This window comes from Streptomyces sp. NBC_00483, assembly GCF_036013745.1.
Lineage (GTDB): Bacteria > Actinomycetota > Actinomycetes > Streptomycetales > Streptomycetaceae > Streptomyces.
The window spans coordinates 6,726,479-6,740,273 of sequence record NZ_CP107880.1 but is presented as its reverse complement, the minus strand read 5'-3'; the positions used below and the strand labels follow the sequence as shown (position 1 = coordinate 6,740,273).

Annotated in this window: 15 protein-coding genes; 2 read left to right on the top strand and 13 right to left on the bottom strand. The window is 70.2% G+C overall.

Translation table 11 applies throughout. The features are described 5' to 3' along the window. Nucleotides 1-16 precede the first annotated feature (16 nt). Nucleotides 17-232, bottom strand: coding sequence for a DUF6243 family protein (locus tag OHA73_RS30375; RefSeq protein WP_266714656.1), 216 nt, complete (start codon nt 230-232; stop codon nt 17-19). Nucleotides 233-561: 329 nt separating this feature from the next. On the opposite strand from OHA73_RS30375, the gene OHA73_RS30370 reads away from it, so the two are divergent. After that, nucleotides 562-1,521, top strand: a complete 960-nt coding sequence (locus OHA73_RS30370) for a pyridoxal-phosphate dependent enzyme (protein ID WP_327658551.1) — start codon at nt 562-564, stop codon at nt 1,519-1,521. Nucleotides 1,522-1,591: 70 nt separating this feature from the next. Here the strand turns inward: OHA73_RS30370 and OHA73_RS30365 are convergent, their stop codons facing one another. The 6 genes from OHA73_RS30365 to rpsB all read right to left on the bottom strand — a co-directional run bounded on the left by OHA73_RS30365 (nt 1,592) and on the right by rpsB (nt 7,226). After that, nucleotides 1,592-2,254: a YceI family protein gene (locus OHA73_RS30365; RefSeq protein ID WP_267069061.1), complete on the bottom strand. Its 663-nt coding sequence runs from the start codon at nt 2,252-2,254 to the stop codon at nt 1,592-1,594. 162 nt (nt 2,255-2,416) lie between these two features. Beyond that, complete coding sequence (locus OHA73_RS30360; RefSeq protein WP_266714652.1) at nt 2,417-3,649, bottom strand: phosphatidate cytidylyltransferase; 1,233 nt, start codon at nt 3,647-3,649, stop codon at nt 2,417-2,419. 32 nt (nt 3,650-3,681) lie between these two features. After that, nucleotides 3,682-4,239 (bottom strand): ribosome recycling factor, encoded by a 558-nt coding sequence (gene frr / locus OHA73_RS30355; RefSeq protein ID WP_266714650.1) that lies wholly within the window; start codon nt 4,237-4,239, stop codon nt 3,682-3,684. A gap of 157 nt (nt 4,240-4,396) precedes the next feature. Continuing rightward, on the bottom strand, nt 4,397-5,167 hold the full coding sequence (gene pyrH, locus OHA73_RS30350) for a UMP kinase (protein WP_266714648.1): 771 nt from the start codon (nt 5,165-5,167) through the stop codon (nt 4,397-4,399). 171 nt (nt 5,168-5,338) lie between these two features. Further along, nucleotides 5,339-6,175 (bottom strand): translation elongation factor Ts, encoded by an 837-nt coding sequence (gene tsf / locus OHA73_RS30345; RefSeq protein WP_267069063.1) that lies wholly within the window; start codon nt 6,173-6,175, stop codon nt 5,339-5,341. A 121-nt stretch (nt 6,176-6,296) separates the two neighbouring features. After that, complete coding sequence (rpsB, locus tag OHA73_RS30340) at nt 6,297-7,226, bottom strand: 30S ribosomal protein S2 (RefSeq protein WP_267069064.1); 930 nt, start codon at nt 7,224-7,226, stop codon at nt 6,297-6,299. A 289-nt stretch (nt 7,227-7,515) separates the two neighbouring features. Here rpsB and OHA73_RS30335 point away from each other — a divergent pair, with 289 nt between their 5' ends. Next, nucleotides 7,516-8,061, top strand: a complete 546-nt coding sequence (locus tag OHA73_RS30335; RefSeq protein ID WP_327656608.1) for a M23 family metallopeptidase — start codon at nt 7,516-7,518, stop codon at nt 8,059-8,061. Between the two features lie 112 nt (nt 8,062-8,173). On the opposite strand, the gene OHA73_RS30330 is transcribed toward OHA73_RS30335, so the two are convergent. The 6 genes from OHA73_RS30330 to OHA73_RS30305 all read right to left on the bottom strand — a co-directional run bounded on the left by OHA73_RS30330 (nt 8,174) and on the right by OHA73_RS30305 (nt 13,762). Further along, the gene (locus tag OHA73_RS30330; protein WP_266718911.1) at nt 8,174-8,731 is read right to left on the bottom strand and encodes a TetR/AcrR family transcriptional regulator; all 558 of its coding nucleotides are present in this window, start codon (nt 8,729-8,731) and stop codon (nt 8,174-8,176) included. Between the two features lie 137 nt (nt 8,732-8,868). Next, the gene (gene whiG, locus OHA73_RS30325; RefSeq protein ID WP_267069066.1) at nt 8,869-9,711 is read right to left on the bottom strand and encodes an RNA polymerase sigma factor WhiG; all 843 of its coding nucleotides are present in this window, start codon (nt 9,709-9,711) and stop codon (nt 8,869-8,871) included. Nucleotides 9,712-10,062: 351 nt separating this feature from the next. Next, nucleotides 10,063-11,229, bottom strand: a complete 1,167-nt coding sequence (dprA, locus tag OHA73_RS30320; RefSeq protein ID WP_266714638.1) for a DNA-processing protein DprA — start codon at nt 11,227-11,229, stop codon at nt 10,063-10,065. Nucleotides 11,230-11,314: 85 nt separating this feature from the next. Further along, the gene (locus tag OHA73_RS30315; protein WP_266714636.1) at nt 11,315-12,934 is read right to left on the bottom strand and encodes a YifB family Mg chelatase-like AAA ATPase; all 1,620 of its coding nucleotides are present in this window, start codon (nt 12,932-12,934) and stop codon (nt 11,315-11,317) included. Beyond that, on the bottom strand, nt 12,934-13,311 hold the full coding sequence (locus tag OHA73_RS30310; RefSeq protein ID WP_266714634.1) for a YraN family protein: 378 nt from the start codon (nt 13,309-13,311) through the stop codon (nt 12,934-12,936). Before OHA73_RS30310 ends, OHA73_RS30315 begins: the two co-directional genes overlap by 1 nt. Nucleotides 13,312-13,453: 142 nt before the next feature. Beyond that, nucleotides 13,454-13,762 (bottom strand): DUF2469 domain-containing protein, encoded by a 309-nt coding sequence (locus OHA73_RS30305; RefSeq protein WP_008737534.1) that lies wholly within the window; start codon nt 13,760-13,762, stop codon nt 13,454-13,456. Nucleotides 13,763-13,795: the final 33 nt, after the last annotated feature.

Genomic DNA, 13,795 nt, shown 5'->3' with positions numbered 1-13,795 from the left:
GGACGCCAGTGGTGCGTCAGCTCTGTGCGGTGTCGTCGCCCGCCTGCCCGGTGCCCTCGGCTGCGCCTGCCTTCTCGCGCATCTTGCGCACCAGCTCGGCCTTCTGGTCGGCCGCGCGCTGGCGGTCGAGGTTGCGGTGCGGACCGTTGTTCTGGCGTTCGGCGCGGGACTGCTTCTTGCGCTGGCCGCCGCCCTGGCCCATGGGGTTGTTGATGTTCTTGCTGTCGGTCACGGGTTCTCCCGGCGGTGATGTGAAGTATCTACGGATTCATCGGTGGGGGACGGGCGGCGACATCGAAGGACGTCGGCAGGGGCCCGTCACGCTCTCACTCGTAAATCGGCGTCTGGAAGAACATGACAAGGACATTACCCGGTTCCGTCGACCCCGCGCACCGGCCTTTTCGGGTCCCCCGGCGTCGACCGGGCCTTCGGTGAGCGCCCGCGGACGGACGGCCTGGCGAGCCCCGGCTCCCCCTGGACACCGCCGCGTGGGGTCAGCAGTGTGATGCGGTGCAGCCGCGAGGGCCGTGGTGCGTGAGTCGTATGCGGGAGACGGATGTGTTGATCACTGTCGCGGACGTGGAAGCCGAAGCCGAGCGGATCGCAGGGCATGTCGTCCGGACCCCGACGGTGCCGAGCCCCGGGTTGTCCGCACTGCTGGGCGTGCCGACCACCGTGAAACTGGAACTGCTGCAGCACACCGGCTCGTTCAAGGCCCGCGGCGCGACCGCGAAGCTGCTCACCCTCACCAGGGCCGAGCGTGCCGCCGGAGTCGTCACGGTCAGCGGAGGCAACCACGGCATCGCCCTGGCCGTCATGGCGGGGATGCTGGATGTGAAGGCGACCGTCGTGATGCCGCGATCCGCCCCCACCGGCGCCAGAGACGTCGCGGCGGCCGCCGGAGCAAGCGTCCACATCGCCGAAACAATGGACGGCGCATTCGCCCTCGTCGATGAACTCAGGGACGCGGGACTCGCCCTGGTCCACCCCTTCGACGACCCCACCGTCATCGCCGCCCAGGGCACGGTCGGCCTGGAGTTCGCGCAGGATGCCGAGGACCTCACCGACGTACTCGTCAGCATCGGCGGCGGCGCGCTGGCCGCCGGCGTCGCCACCGCACTGCGCGCACGACGTCCTGGAATCCGCGTGTGGGGCGTGGAGACCGAAGGTGCCCGGGCCATGTCGGCGGCACTGGATGCCGGACGGCCGGTCCCGGTCGAGTTGTCCTCGATCGTCTCGACGCTCAGTGCCCCCAGCGCCTCCCCACTCACCTACGAGCATGCCTCGGCCCTGCTCGCCGACGTCCTCACGGTGACCGATGCCGAAGCGGTCCAGGGCACCCTCGACCTGGCCGACCACGCGAAGGTCTGGGCCGAGCCCGCCGCCGGGTGCCTGCTGCCCGGCGCCCGCCAGGTACTGCAACGCGTCGGGGAGGACGCCCGCCTCGGCCTGGTGATCTGCGGCGGCAACGCGACCACCGCCGATGTGAGCGCCTGGGCCGAACACCTCGGACTGCGGTGACTCCGCCCGCCCTGCGGTGCGCACGATCGGCGGATCTCCTACGGATGCCGGTCGACCACGACCGCCGACCTCAGCGCCCCGACGGCGTGCGGATGGCCGCGATGTCGAACTGGAGGCGGACCTTTTCGCTGACCATGTTGCCGCCCTGGGCGAGGCGGGCGTTGTACGTCAGGCCCCAGTCGGTGCGGTTGATGGTGGTGGTGCCGTCGAAGCCGACGCGTTCGTCGCCGAAGGCGTCCGTGACGAAGCCGATGTAGGTGAGTTCGAGGACGACGGGGCGGGCGATGTCCTTGATGGTGAGGTCGCCGTGCATCCGGTAGACATCGTCGCCCGCCAGTTCCACGGCGGTGCTCTTGAAGGTCATCCGCGGGTACTGGGAGGCGTTCAGGAAGTCACGGCCCACCACATGGGCGTCCCGCTGCTCGACACCGGTGTCGATGCTCGCCGTGGCGAGGACCAGCTCGGCGGAGGAGCGGGACGGGTCGTCACCGTCGAAGTAGAGGCGGCTCTGGTACTCCGCGAAGGCGCCGCGCACGGTCGTCACCATGGCGTGCCGGACGGAGAACCCGATCCTGCTGTGCGCGGGGTCGACCATCCAGGTGCCGGTGAGCGCCGCCATGGAAGGGTCGTGACCGGCCGGGTCGGGCAGTACTGCGGTGCCGGTGCCGGCGGCCCCCGGAGCAGCGGATCCCTCTGCGCGCCGGGATGAGAAGCTGCGACCGAAAATGTTCATGAGGCATGTTGTTACTTGAGCGTAAAGAGCACCCGCAAGCCCCCCTCGACGAACCCGCCCACCTTCGCGAACAGGTCTTCACAAGTCCCGTCCTGGCACATACGGAGAGCCCCCGTCCGGTTACGGACGGGGGCTCTCACGGGGATCTCGCGTGGGTGTTCTTCAGGAACCGACGAACAGCACCAGGAGCAGCCAGACGACCGGGGCCGTCGGCAGCAGGGAGTCGAGCCGGTCCATGATTCCGCCGTGGCCCGGCAGCAGCGTCCCCATGTCCTTGATCCCGAGGTCCCGCTTGATCATGGACTCGCCGAGGTCGCCAAGGGTGGCGCTGGCCGCGACGCAGGCGCCGATGACGAGGCCCTGCCACCACGTGCCGCCGTCCACCAGGAACTGCATGCACAGCACGCCCCCCACCATGGCGAACGACACGGCGCCGACCAGGCCCTCGCGGGTCTTGCCGGGGCTGATCCGCGGCGCGAGCTTGTGCTTGCCGAAGCGCCAGCCGACCGCGTACGCCCCGGTGTCGCTGACGACGGTCAGGATCAGGAACGTGAGGACCCGCCACTCCCCGCCGTCCGCGGCGAGCATCATCGCCACGAAGGTCGCGAGGAACGGCACGTAGAAGGCCGCGAAGACCCCCGCCGTGACGTCCTTGAGGTAGCCCTCGGGAGGCTCCGTCATGCGCCATACGAGGACGGCGAGCGCGGTCAGCGCCATCGCCACCCAGGCGCCCTCGGCGCCCCGTACATACCCGGCCACCACCATGGCCGCGCCGCCGACGGCGAGCGGCACGAGCGGCGCCTTGATGCCCTTGCGCTCCTCGAGCCGCGAGGTCAGCTCCCACAGGCCGACGACGACGGCGACCGCTATCACGCCGACGAACACGGCCTTGACGATGAAGAGCGAAGCGACGATCACCGCGCCGAGCCCGACACCGACGCCTATGGCGGCCCCGAGGTCCCGGCCCGCGCTCTTCTTCTTGGGCGGTTCGGGCTGCGAGGACCCCGAAGGCTCCGCGGACCGGTCGGGCTCCGCGGGCCCCGAGTGCCGCCCGGCCGACTCCGGCCGGCCCGGCGCCTCGTCGCGGAACAAGGGACCACTCAGCCGAGCGGCCCCCCGGTCGTCCTGGTCGTCGCCCCTTCCGTCACCAGAAGGCGTATCAGGCATATCGGGCACGATGGGCATGGGCCGAGTCTCATCGACCGCGTGCCGTTCGTACGCGGGACCCGCCGGAGCGCGCCCGTGGTCGTACGACGGTCCTTGGTTGTACGACGGCCCTTGGCCGTACGCCGGCACCTGCCCGTACGCGGGCCCCTGACCAGGGGCGGACCCTTGGCCGTCGGTCGGGCCCCGATGTCCGGGCCCGGTCGGCGCACCCCAGGAAGAGTCGTTCACGGATTCCTCGAACCTCGATCTTCCGCGCTCGCTCAGACTTCGAGCAGCTCGGCTTCCTTGTGCTTGAGCAGCTCGTCGACCTGGGCCACGTACTTCGTGGTGGTGTCGTCCAGTTCCTTCTCGCCGCGACGGCCCTCGTCCTCGCCGATGTCGCCGTCCTTGATCGCCTTGTCGATCGTGTCCTTGGCCTTGCGGCGCACGGAGCGGATGGAGACCTTGGCGTCCTCGGCCTTGGCCTTGGCGACCTTGATGTACTCCTTGCGGCGCTCCTCGGTCAGCTCGGGGAACGTCACACGAATGATGCTGCCGTCGTTGCTCGGGTTGACGCCGAGGTCGGAGTCGCGGATCGCCTGCTCGATGTTGCGCAGCGCGCTCTTGTCGAACGGGGTCACCACGGCCATCCGCGGCTCGGGCACCGAGAACGAGGCCAGCTGGTTGATCGGCGTCAGCGCGCCGTAATAGTCGGCCACGATCTTGTTGAACATCGCCGGGTGCGCACGGCCTGTGCGGATCGCGGCGAAGTCCTCCTTGGCGACGACGACGGCCTTCTCCATCTTCTCCTCGGCCTCGAGGAGGGTCTCTTCGATCACCACTTGCTCCTGCGTGTCTTGAGTGAGGCCCGGCCGGGCACGGGGGCGCGGTCGGCTGCGTCGCGTGTCTTTCCTGCACGGTGTCCGACCGGCAGGACATTGTCCATCCCTCAGGAAACCTTCGAGGACACGGGGTTCCCAGGGAGACGGGAGGGTGTCAGGCGCGGGTGCCCTGCTCGCCCACAAGGGTCCCGATCTTCTCACCCTTGACCGCACGGGCGATATTGCCCGACGTGATGAGCTCGAAGACGAGGATCGGCAGCTTGTTGTCGCGGCACAGGGTGATCGCGGTCATGTCGGCGACCTTCAGGTCGCGGGTGATGACCTCGCCATAGCTGAGCCCGTCGAACTTCACGGCCTCGGGGTTGGTCTTCGGGTCCGAGTCGTAGACGCCGTCGACACCGTTCTTGCCCATGAGCAGCGCCTGGGCGTCGATCTCCAGGGCGCGCTGCGCGGCGGTCGTGTCGGTGGAGAAGTACGGCATGCCCATACCGGCGCCGAAGATGACGACGCGGCCCTTCTCCAGGTGACGCACGGCGCGCAGCGGGATGTACGGCTCGGCGACCTGACCCATCGTGATGGCGGTCTGCACGCGGCAGTCGATGCCCTCCTTCTCCAGGAAGTCCTGGAGGGCCAGGCAGTTCATGACCGTGCCGAGCATGCCCATGTAGTCGCTGCGGGCGCGGTCCATGCCGCGCTGCTGCAGCTCGGCGCCGCGGAAGAAGTTGCCGCCGCCGATGACGACGGCGAGCTGCCAGCCGTCGCGTACGACTGCCGCGATCTCACGGGCAATGGCGTGCACCACGTCGGGGTCGACGCCCAGACCCCCGCCCCCGGCGAACGCCTCGCCGGAAAGCTTCAGCAGAAAGCGCCCCGCGCCTTTGCCTTCGTCGCTCTTGTCACCGTTGTCGGCCTGGGTGGTGGTCATGGGATTCTCGCCTCTTTTGCTTGGCACACATACGAAGAAGGCCATTGCCGGTGGGGTGGTTCGCATCCCATGCGCGGCAATGGCCTCCTCGTCACAACTGCGGTCGTCCGGCACGTTCCCGAACGACTGCTGTCGACCCTAGCGGGGTCTCGCGTCTGGCGCGGTACGGACTCAGATGCCGACCTTGATGCGCGAGAAGCGCTTCAGGGTGACACCGGCCTCCTGGAGGACCTTCTCGACGGACTTCTTGTTGTCGAGGGCGTACGGCTGACCGAGCAGCGTGGCCTCCTTGAAGAAGCCGTTGACGCGACCCTCGACGATCTTCGGGAGCGCGGCCTCCGGCTTGCCCTCGGCGCGCGTGGTCTCCTCGGCGACGCGACGCTCGGACTCGACGATCTCGGCCGGAACGTCCTCACGGGTGAGGTACTTCGGCGCGAAGGCGGCGATGTGCTGCGCGATGCCCTTGGCCAGCTCGGCGTCGGCCTTGTCCAGCTCGACCAGAACACCGATCTGCGGGGGCAGGTCGGGCATGGTGCGGTGCATGTAGGCAGAGACGTACGCGCCCGAGAACTGCGCGAAGCGGTCCAGGACGATCTTCTCGCCGAGGTTGGCGTTGGCCTCGTCGACGAAGGCCTGGACGGTCTTGCCGGCCTCGATCTCGGAGGCGAGCAGCGCCTCGAGGTCGGCCGGGGACGTCTTGGCGACGTGGGCGACCAGCTGGTCGGCGACGGCCTGGAACTTCGGGTTCTTGGCGACGAAGTCCGTCTCGCACTTCAGCTCGACGATGACACCGGAGGTGTTGTCGTCGGCGATGAGGGAGACGACCGCGCCGTTCTCGGCGGAACGGCCCTCGCGCTTGGCGACGCCCTTCTGGCCCTTGATGCGCAGGGCCTCGACGGCCTTGTCGACGCTGCCGTCGGCCTCGTCGAGCGCCTTCTTGCAGTCCATCATGCCGGCGCCCGTGAGCTCGCGGAGCTTCTTGACGTCAGCGGCGGTGTAGTTCGCCATGATCCTGGTTTTCTCTCTACGAAGTCTGAAGCAGTGTGAGAACGAAGGTGACGGTCACGGGTGAAGGCGGGGGTCGTAGTCGACCCCCGCCGTCACCTCATGAAACCGAATCCCGTACGGGTCAGGCCTGCTCGGCGTCCGCGGCCGGAGCCTCGGCGGGGGCAGCCTCGACCGGGGCCTCGGCGGGGGCGGCAGCCTCGGCGGCCGGAGCCTCCTCGGCCTTCTCCTCGGCCTTCTCCTCGGTCTTCGCCTCGGCCTTGTCGTCGGCCTTCTTCTCGCCCTCGAGCAGGTCGCGCTCCCACTCGGCGAGGGGCTCGCCGGCGGCCTTCTCGCCCGGCTTCTGGTCGCCCGTGGCCACGCCGGAGCGGGCGATGAGGCCCTCGGCGACGGCGTCGGCGATCACGCGGGTGAGCAGGGTGACGGAGCGGATCGCGTCGTCGTTGCCCGGGATCTTGTAGTCGACCTCGTCGGGGTCACAGTTCGTGTCGAGGATCGCGACGACCGGAATGTTGAGCTTCCGGGCCTCGCCGACAGCGATGTGCTCCTTCTTGGTGTCCACGATCCAGACGGCGCTGGGCACCTTGGACATCTCGCGGATACCACCGAGGGTCTTCTCCAGCTTGGCCTTCTCGCGCGAGAGCACGAGAAGCTCCTTCTTGGTGAGACCGGACGCGGCGACGTCCTCGAAGTCGATCTGCTCGAGCTCCTTGAGGCGCTGCAGACGCTTGTAGACGGTCGAGAAGTTGGTGAGCATGCCGCCCAGCCAGCGCTGGTTCACGTAGGGCATGCCGACGCGGGTCGCCTGCTCGGCGATCGCTTCCTGCGCCTGCTTCTTCGTACCGACGAACATGACCGTGCCGCCGTGGGCGACGGTCTCCTTGACGAACTCGTAGGCGCGGTCGATGTACGACAGCGACTGGAGAAGGTCGATGATGTAGATGCCGTTGCGCTCCGTGAAGATGAAGCGCTTCATCTTCGGGTTCCAACGACGGGTCTGGTGACCGAAGTGGACGCCGCTTTCCAGCAGCTCCCGCATCGTGACGACGGCCATGGCCGTACTCCTTGTGTTTTCTCGGTTGTTTCCTGACGCCCACTGCGTGTGCCTGCCGCGTACGCTCGCGCTCTTGCGAGGCGGTCGTACGGGACCGATAGGCCACTGCCACGAAGCCTGTGAGGCCCGGTGTCGGGGCGTGCGAAGTCGATCCGGTGGGCCGGATCGCCACATGAAGTGTACGGGACCCGCGAGGTACCGGGTGACGCCGCTGTCCACAACCGTTCGGTAGTCCACGTTTCCCGGCCATGATCCCCACGGAGCCGCTCCTCGGTGGAACCTGAGCGCCATGCGAAAACTACTCACGGTGACGGTCGCGCTATTCGTGCTGCTGGCCTTCCCGTCCTCGGCACGAGCGGGGGACGCCCGCCTGTGGCCGGTGGGCGAGCGGCCCGCGGTGGTCCGCGCCTGGGCGCCTCCGGCGACGCCCTACGGCCCTGGCCACCGCGGGGTCGACCTGGCGGCCCCCATCGATGCCCCCGTACGCGCGGTGACCGACGGACGGGTCTTCTTCGCGGGCGGGATCGCGGGCAGAGGCGTGGTGTCCCTGGAGCTCCCGGACACCGGCGACCCGCCTCTGCGCACGACGTACGAACCGGTGACACCGACGGTCCGCAAGGGCGAGGAGGTCACGGCCGGCGAGGTGGTGGGCACCCTCCAACTCCCCACGGGCCACTGCCCGCACGACGCCCCGTCGTGCCTGCACTGGGGCCTGCTTCGGGGCGACACATACCTGAATCCGCTGACGCTCCTGGACCCGTCGCTGATGCGCGGGGGACGTTCGAGGCTGCTGCCGGTGTGGGGGTGGGAGTGGCCGGGGGCGCTCCTCGGCTGAGGCCGGGCAGGTAGCCGGGCGCGCTCTTCGGCTGAGCCGGGCGGGTAGCCAGGGGCACTCGTCGGCTGAGCCGGGCGGGTAGCCAGGGGCGCTCGTCGGCCGAGCCGACCGCTCAGCCGCGGACGCCCCGCAGCGCCATCCCCACGGCCGCGTCCACGATCACGCCGGGCTCCTCCGCGGCCCCCAGCTCGATCCTGCGCACGGCCGCGTCCACCACACCCTGGACCAGCATCGCGGCGAGCCGGGGCTGCGCATGCCCCATCTGCTCGAGCGCCTCGACGATCATCGCGACGAGCCCGCCGTGCGCGGCCCGGATCTTCTCCCGCGCCCCGGCGTCCAGCTCACTCGCGGAGATGGCGACGACCGCCCGGTGCCGCCGGTCCCCCACCAGCGCCAACTGCTCCCGCACATACGCCTCGACCTTGCCCTCGGGCGCCTCGGCCCGCGCCATCCCGGCCTCGACCTCCGCGGCCCACACCGGAAAGTCGACCTCGCACAGCTCCTCGACCACGGCCGCGCGCGACTTGAAGTATTCATAGACGGACGAGCGCGCAAGCCCCGTCCGTTCCGCGAGCGCGGGAAACGTCAGCGCGTCCGTCCCGCCCTCGGACAGCAGGGAACGCGCAGCGTCCAGAAGGGCGCCGCGCTGCATCGACCGGTGCTCGGCCACGGAGGCCGCTCGAATCCTAGGCACGTCTCCACTTTACGAAGATGCGGCCCGCGACGGGAGTCGGCCGCTTCAAGGACCCCCGACCGGAGGCAGGCACGCGGCAGGCACGATTCGCCGCACCGCCGGGTCGCGGCCCCTCAGCGCCCGAAACTCGCCAGCTTCGCCCGCAGCTGCAGCACGGACTTCGTATGGATCTGACTGACCCGGCTCTCCGTGACCCCGAGCACATTGCCGATCTCGGCGAGCGTCAGGCCTTCGTAGTAGTAGAGCGTGACGACGGTCTTCTCGCGTTCCGGCAGCGTATTGATCGCCCGCGCCAGGAAGCGCCGCAGCTCCCGGTCCTCGGCGACCTCCACCGGATTGTCCGCGGCGTGGTCCTCGAGCGTGTCCAGGACGCTGAGCCGGTCGCTGCCGCCCTCACTGCCGACGTGCAGCAGCTCCTCGAGCGCCACCACGTTCGCCAGCGACAACTGACTGAAAACCGCGTGCAGTTCCTCGAGCGCGACCCCCATCTCCGCGGCCACCTCGCTCTCCGAAGGAGTGCGCCGCAGCTGGGCCTCGAGGGTGGCGTAGGCGCGCTCCACGTTGCGCGCCTTCTGCCGCACGGACCGGGGAATCCAGTCGAGCGCGCGCAGTTCGTCGATCATCGCGCCGCGGATCCGGGTGATCGCGTACGTCTCGAACTTGATCTCGCGCTCGATGTCGAACTTCTCGATCGCGTCGATGAGCCCGAAGACCCCGGACGAGACGAAGTCCGCCTGCTCCACATTGGGCGGCAGCCCCACGCTGACCCGGCCCGCCACATATTTCACCAGCGGCGAGTAGTGCAGGATCAGCTGCTCCCGCAGCCGCTCGTCGCCCGTCGCCTTGTACGACCTCCACAGCTCCTCGAGGGAGGAGGGAGCCGGAGGCCGCACGCTGGAGCCGCGCGCGGCGGGGGGTACCGCCGCCCGGTCGGACCCTGAGGTGTGTTGTGGCATGCGCCGCCTTGTGCCGTTCTGCTGCTGCGTACCCGGGAAACCGAGGGTGCTTGACGTACTGGTCGCTGTGATCGCTCTGCCTGTGAAGATGCCGTGTTGCCCGTCTGGTGATGACTGGTACCGAGCTACCCACCTGAATTCCGGATGGAGGGGACGAACCCGGATCCTGGTGAGCGTAGCGTGACTGGAGCGTCGCAGTGTGCGAAGGGTGGGAGATCGTCGTTGCGCAGATACGTTCCCTTCGTCGACTCGCGTGGACGGTTCCGTCGCCCCGGCCGATCACGACGGAGCGCCAACTGCCGGAATTGCCAAGGTCATCGGGGGGTCATCCGGACGGCGCAACGCAGCGCGTCAGAACAGCTCCCCTCCGGGAAAGACAGATTCGATCGCCTGGCGTGTCAACTGCCAGCCCTCGCCGTGTCGTTCGACGAACCCCAAAGAGCGCAGTTCGTACAACCTCCCGATCGTCTCGTCCCGACTCGTCCCCGCCCCGCGGCCGGCCTCGGCGACGCTGCACACCCCGCGCGCAGGGAGCGCGGCGAGCACCCGCGCCGCACCGGGTGGCAGCAGATCACGGGGCAGCACCGGCCCACGTCGCTCGGGCGCGAGCTCGCCCATCTCCCCGACCAGCTCCACGACTTCTGCCGCATCGGTCACCAGCACCGCTTCCTTCCGCAGCAGTTCATGCACTCCCGCGGAGACGCTGCTGGTCACGGGCCCCGGGACGCCCATCGCGTGCCGCCCGAGGCGCTGCGCCCAACGGACTGTGCCCAGCGCTCCGCTGCGATAGGCCGCCTCCACCACGACGGTGCCTCTGGTGAGCGCGGCGATCACCCTGTTCCGGAGGATGAACCGGCTGGGCGTCGGATGATCCCCGGGCGGCAACTCCCCGATCACGAGTCCCTGTTCCGCGACCCGATCGATCAACTGGGCGTGCCCCCGCGGATAGATCCGGTCGATGCCGCAGGCGAGCACGGCCACCGTCGCCCCGGTCGCCCCGAGCGCCCCACGATGCGCGGCGGCGTCGACCCCGTAGGCCCCGCCCGAGACCACGACCCAGCCCCGCTCGGCGAGCCCGGCCCCGAGGCTCGCGCCCATCCGCACCCCGTAGTCCGTGCAGGCCCGCGCGCCCACCACGGCCACCGAGCGCAGCGCCCACATCCGCAGGCTCGGCCCGCCCCGCACCCAGAGCCCGATCGGCCGCCCGTCCCCCAGGTCGTCCAACTGCCCCGGCCACTCGGCGTCCCCCGGACACACGAACCGCGCCCCGGCCGCCGCCGCCCGCGCCAGATCCCGCTCGGCGGGCGGCGCGTCCCCGGCCCGCGCGACCAGCCCCGCCCAGCGCCCGGACCGCACCCGGGGCAAGGGCTCACCCGTCTCCCCCGCCTCGATGCGCCGCACCGTCTCCACGGCCCCGAACTCCCGCAGCCACTGCCCGGCGACCTCCCAGCCCGGCTCCACGATCCGCGTGAGCCGCACCCGCGCAAGCCGCACTTCGTCGCCCCCTTCCACACCCATCACGCCCCGCCCTCCCTCAACACCGCCACCCTGTGCGGGGCCAGGGCCCGCGCCGGCGCCCCGGACACGCCAGCCCCGCCCCCCGTCACGACCCCGCCCCGATCGTCATCGGCACCCCGCGCGAGATCCCGGTTCGTAGTTGCAGCGCGAGTGCCACGTCCTGGGCGAACGGGCGGTCCCGGCCGGCGAGGTCGGCCACGGTCCAGGCCACCCGCAGCACCCGGTCGAGACCGCGCGCGGTGAGGAAGCCGCGCTCCAGGTCGAGCTCCGCCTCGTCGAGGGCGCCGGGGGCGGCCGGCCAGCGGGTGCGCAGGGCGTGGCCCGGCACCTCGCTGTTGGTCCGCCACGGGGTGTCCGCGAACCGGGCCGCCGCCCGCTCCCTGGACTCCCGCACCCGGTCCGCGACGACCTTGGTGCTCTCGCCCCGCGGCCCATACCCCGCCAACTCGTTGCGCGTGACGGCGTCCACCTCCACGCGGAGGTCGACCCGGTCGAGCAGCGGCCCCGAGAGCCTGGCCTGGTAGCGGCGGACCGTGGCCGGCGGGCAGTCGCACTCGCCGCCCAGCGCCCGGTACTGCCCACAGGGGCAGGGGTTCGCGGCAAGAGCCATCAGGAACCGCGCGGGCAGCCGCACCACCCCGGCGCTGCGCGCGATCACCACATGCCCCGCCTCGAGCGGCTGGCGCAGGGCATCGAGCGCCTTGCCGCTGAACTCGGGGGCCTCGTCGAGAAACAGGACGCCCCGGTGCGACAGCGACACCGCACCGGGCCTGGCCATCCCCGGCCCGCCCCCGACGAGGGACTGCATGGTCGCCGAGTGGTGCGGGGCGCAGTACGGCGCGGTGTCGATCATCGACTTGCCCGGCGGCAGCATTCCCGCGACCGAGTGGATCGCCGTGACCTCCAGGGCCTCCTCACGGGTGAGGGGCGGCAGGATGGCGGGCAGCCGCTCGGCCAGCATCGTCTTGCCCGCACCCGGCGGCCCCGACAGCATCACGTGGTGTCCGCCCGCCGCCGCGACCTCGATCGCCGTGCGGGCGGACAGCTGCCCGACGACCTCCGAGAGATCGATTCCCTGCCCGTCGTGCGCGGAGCCGCCGAGACCCGTGCCGACACCACTGCCGGGCATGCTCAGGCCGGCGAGCAGTGGATCGGGCCGCCCCGGCTCGTCCGCCTCCTCCTGCGGCACCGGCTCGTCCGTGAGCACGGCGATGAGCTGACGCAGGCTGCGCACGCCGAGGACCGATACGCCCGGCACGAGCGCCGCCTCGCCCGCCGTGCACTCGGGGACCACCACCTGCTCGTAACCGGCGTCGGCCGCCGCGAGCACGGCCGGGAGCACGCCCCGCACCGGCCGCACCCGCCCGTCCAGGCCCAGCTCCCCGATCATCACGATGTCGGCGAGGGCCTTGGGGTCGATCCGCTCGGCGGCGCCGAGCACGGCACAGGCGACGGCCAGGTCGAAGCCCGAACCGCCTTTGGGCACGGACGCCGGGCTCAGCCCCACCGTGAGCTTCTTCTGCGGCCAGTCGCCCCCGGAATTGACCACCGCAGCCCTGACCCGGTCGCGGCTCTCCGTGAGGCTCTTGTCCGGCAGCCCCACGAGCGTGAACGCGGCGATGCCCGGCTCCAGGTCCGCCTGCACCTCGACGACGACGCCCTCGACTCCCACGAGGGCCACGGAACACGTACGCGCGAAGCCCATCAGGACACCCCTCGCGCATGCTCGACGCAGGGCGCTCCGCGCTCAGGCAGCAGCACGCCGATGAGATCGATGCGGACGCCGCCGGGCGGCGCTCCCCCGTGCTCCTGCACCCAGCGCTCGGCGAGATCGCGCAGCCGCGCCGCCTTGACCGGTGTGATCGCGGCCATCGGGTGCTCGAAGGCCCCGGCCTCGCCGCTCTGTCCGCTGCGGGTCTTGACCTCGCACACGACGATCGCGTCGCCGTCCCGCGCCACGATGTCGATCTCGCCGGACCTGCCCGCGCGCCAGTTGCGCGCGAGCACCGTCATCCCGGCCTCGGTCAGCCGCCTCGCGGCCAGATCCTCGCCGTACTTCCCCAGTGCTCCCCGTGCGTTCACGTCGGCACCACCTCCGGCACCCACGCTGACGCCCGGGCAGCAAAGAAGTGGATCTTGGTGAACTACCTACGGGTTGTGGACAACTCCGTCACCCGCCACCCAGCACCGGTCCCCCGCCACCGCCGCGCCCCCACGGGCCGGATCAGCTGCCGGGAAGCTCCAGATCAGTCTTGTTCAGCTCCTCGATGTTCACGTCCTTGAACGTAAGCACCCGGACCTGCTTCACGAATCGAGCGGGCCTGTACATGTCCCAGACCCAGGCATCCGCCATCGACACTTCGAAAAACACCTCGCCCTGGACCGAGTGCACCTGCATCTCGTAGTCATTGGTGAGGTAGAAGCGCCGTTCGGTCTCGATCACGTATTTGAACAGACCGACGACGTCGCGGTACTCCCGGTAGAGCTTCAGCTCCATCTCGGTCTCGTACTTCTCGAGGTCCTCGGCGCTCATGGCATGTTCCCCTTCAGCCGTGCGTCCCCCTAT

Bases quoted from the DNA above. Each gene is read 5' to 3' on its own strand.
- dprA (WP_266714638.1), bottom strand. From the start codon at position 11,229: ATGGGTGTGGAAGGGGGCGACGAAGTGCGGCTTGCGCGGGTGCGGCTC.
- OHA73_RS30315 (WP_266714636.1), bottom strand. From the start codon at position 12,934: ATGGGCTTCGCGCGTACGTGTTCCGTGGCCCTCGTGGGAGTCGAGGGC.
- tsf (WP_267069063.1), bottom strand. From the start codon at position 6,175: ATGGCGAACTACACCGCCGCTGACGTCAAGAAGCTCCGCGAGCTCACG.
- whiG (WP_267069066.1), bottom strand. From the start codon at position 9,711: ATGCCACAACACACCTCAGGGTCCGACCGGGCGGCGGTACCCCCCGCC.
- pyrH (WP_266714648.1), bottom strand. From the start codon at position 5,167: ATGACCACCACCCAGGCCGACAACGGTGACAAGAGCGACGAAGGCAAA.
- OHA73_RS30305 (WP_008737534.1), bottom strand. From the start codon at position 13,762: ATGAGCGCCGAGGACCTCGAGAAGTACGAGACCGAGATGGAGCTGAAG.
- OHA73_RS30365 (WP_267069061.1), bottom strand. From the start codon at position 2,254: ATGAACATTTTCGGTCGCAGCTTCTCATCCCGGCGCGCAGAGGGATCC.
- rpsB (WP_267069064.1), bottom strand. From the start codon at position 7,226: ATGGCCGTCGTCACGATGCGGGAGCTGCTGGAAAGCGGCGTCCACTTC.
- OHA73_RS30335 (WP_327656608.1), top strand. From the start codon at position 7,516: ATGCGAAAACTACTCACGGTGACGGTCGCGCTATTCGTGCTGCTGGCC.